Origin of the sequence: Mycobacterium sp. 852002-40037_SCH5390672, from assembly GCF_001665875.1 — a bacterium.
Classification (GTDB): domain Bacteria; phylum Actinomycetota; class Actinomycetes; order Mycobacteriales; family Mycobacteriaceae; genus Mycobacterium.
This window is the reverse complement of record NZ_LZTA01000110.1, coordinates 1-2,148: the sequence shown is the minus strand read 5'-3', so window position 1 is coordinate 2,148 and position 2,148 is coordinate 1. Positions and strand designations below refer to the sequence as shown.

The following is a 2,148-nucleotide window of genomic DNA, read 5'->3' as shown; positions in this document are numbered from 1 at the left end:
CTCAGCGCCCACCATTGACAGGGATTATTCATGCAGCCGGGGTGCTCGATGATGCAGTGATCACTTCACTGACCCCCGAGCGTATCAATACGGTATTAACAGCCAAGGTGGATGCGGCCTGGAATCTGCACGAGTTGACCCGCGATCTGAATCTAGCAATGTTTGTGGTGTTTTCCTCAGTGGCAGGCACCCTCGGCGCCGCAGGCCAGGCCAGTTACGCGGCGGGCAATGCCTTCTTAGACGGGTTAGCCACCCATCGACGCGCGGCCGGGTTGCCGGCGATGTCGCTGGCATGGGGACTATGGGAACAATCCAGCGCCATGACCAGCCACCTCAGCGGACGCGACCTAGCCCGGATACGCCGCGGTGGGCTAGCCGCACTAACACAGACCCAAGCCATCGAATTGTTTGACACTGCACTCATTATCGATCATCCCACTGTGGTGGCTGCGCGTCTGGACCAGGCCGTGTTGCAGCACAGCACTGAGACGTTGCCGCCGGTGTTTGATGGGCTGATTCGCCGACCCTCGCGCCGACTGGTGGAAAACAGCGCCGCCGCCTCGGCATCGGCGCTGGCCCAACGATTACATGGGCTGACCCCTGACCAACAACACGATCTGCTCGTGGAACTGGTGCGTTCGCATGCAGCGGTGGTGTTGGGCCATCCCAGTCCCAACGACATCGACACCGATCAGGCATTCCAAGATCTCGGGTTTGACTCCTTGACCGCTGTCGAACTGCGTAACAGGCTCAAAACCGCTACCGGACTAGCACTTCCATCGACACTGCTCTTCGACTACCCCACCCCCACCACCCTGGCAAAGTACCTACTTGGGCGATTGCCCGGAAATGGCGAAGTTAGTCCGAACGGAGATCCACAAGAGACCCAAATTCAGCGTCTTATTGCCTCCATTCCAGTTAGGCGCCTTAGAGAAGAGGGGGTTCTTGAGATCTTGCTCGGCATGGTTGACGGCAGTTACCACGCTCACCGTCGCAACAGTGACATCGCTATCTCTGAGATGAACTTGGATGACCTCGTAGACATCGCGCTTGGCGACGAGGACTAAGAAATGACCTACCATGAAGGGCCTTTTGGGTCCAAGGCGCTCAGCGGCATTGAACCTTGGCGATCTTATGAGGTCGAAGCAGTTAGCGAGCGTTGTCATCCCGCAGATATCGCACCGCGACGCATGGCCACGCGGACCAGCGCGATAAACGCGTCATCGGTGCAACTGGTGAACTTCACACACCGCAAACTACGACAAGTCCGCAGCTGCAGTGCGCACTTGTCGTGCTTTGGTCATACCTGGGTTGGAATCGGCGGCACGCACCGACCGTCTAATCACGTTGGTGCACAACAGTTCGCGGGTTGGTTTACACCGTCGTCCGTCCTGGCGCTGAACGGTCTGTCGGCTGTTTATTGCGAGGGGACCCAGCTAGCTTGTGTTCGACAACCCTTCAAGTCGCCTAATGCGCAATCAGCCACGGGCCGCTGGGTCGTCCTACCGTCAGCTACAGGACCCGAAACATTGTCGGGAAACCACGTGGCGACGGTGACATTTAAACTGCTGCACCACTTCTGTCGCTGCTTGCGTGAGCCGTCAAACTTACCAACCGCTGACACGAAGACCCCGCCTTCGCGATTACAAGAGGGTTTCACCCCTGGTCCAATTGACACTGATGGCGATGTTTCCGCAGGTCTTCTGTCGAACCTCAGCGACTGTGGTTGGCACCTGGAAGGAGATAAATGGCCACAACTTCGATCCTAAGCCCGTGTATGAAACACCATCATCAGTGCTGGTCTCGCAGGACTGTTGCCTTTGGAATGGAAAAATCCTGGTCATTAGCGCCTGCCACTTGACTTGAACCGCTTGGCAGCTTAACCCATGCAACCTGTCTATCGGGTAGGTCTGAACCTTCGGACAAGCCCATAGAAAGCAAGAGCATAAGACAAGGAAAGGCCTCGGTGGAATGAACGCTCAACTTACCAAGGCAACCAGGGCCCTGCAGAAGGCGCTATCACGTGTGGAGCTATTGCAGCGCCAAAATCAAGCTTTGATTTCGCGGTCGTATGAGCCGGTGGCGGTGGTGGGGATGGGGTGTCGGTTCCCTGGGGGAGTGGATTCTGCTGAGGCGTTGTGGGAGTTG

The 2,148-nt window shown here is 57.2% G+C and carries 1 protein-coding gene and 1 pseudogene; both read left to right on the top strand.

The window, feature by feature from the left end:
- Window positions 1–1,067 (top strand): beta-ketoacyl reductase (locus A5782_RS21130; protein WP_156624041.1); only part of this gene is annotated, 1,067 nt, incomplete at its 5' end.
- Window positions 1,068–2,070: 1,003 nt separating this feature from the next.
- Window positions 2,071–2,148 (top strand): annotated as a pseudogene (locus A5782_RS27345) (beta-ketoacyl synthase N-terminal-like domain-containing protein); the annotation flags it as partial.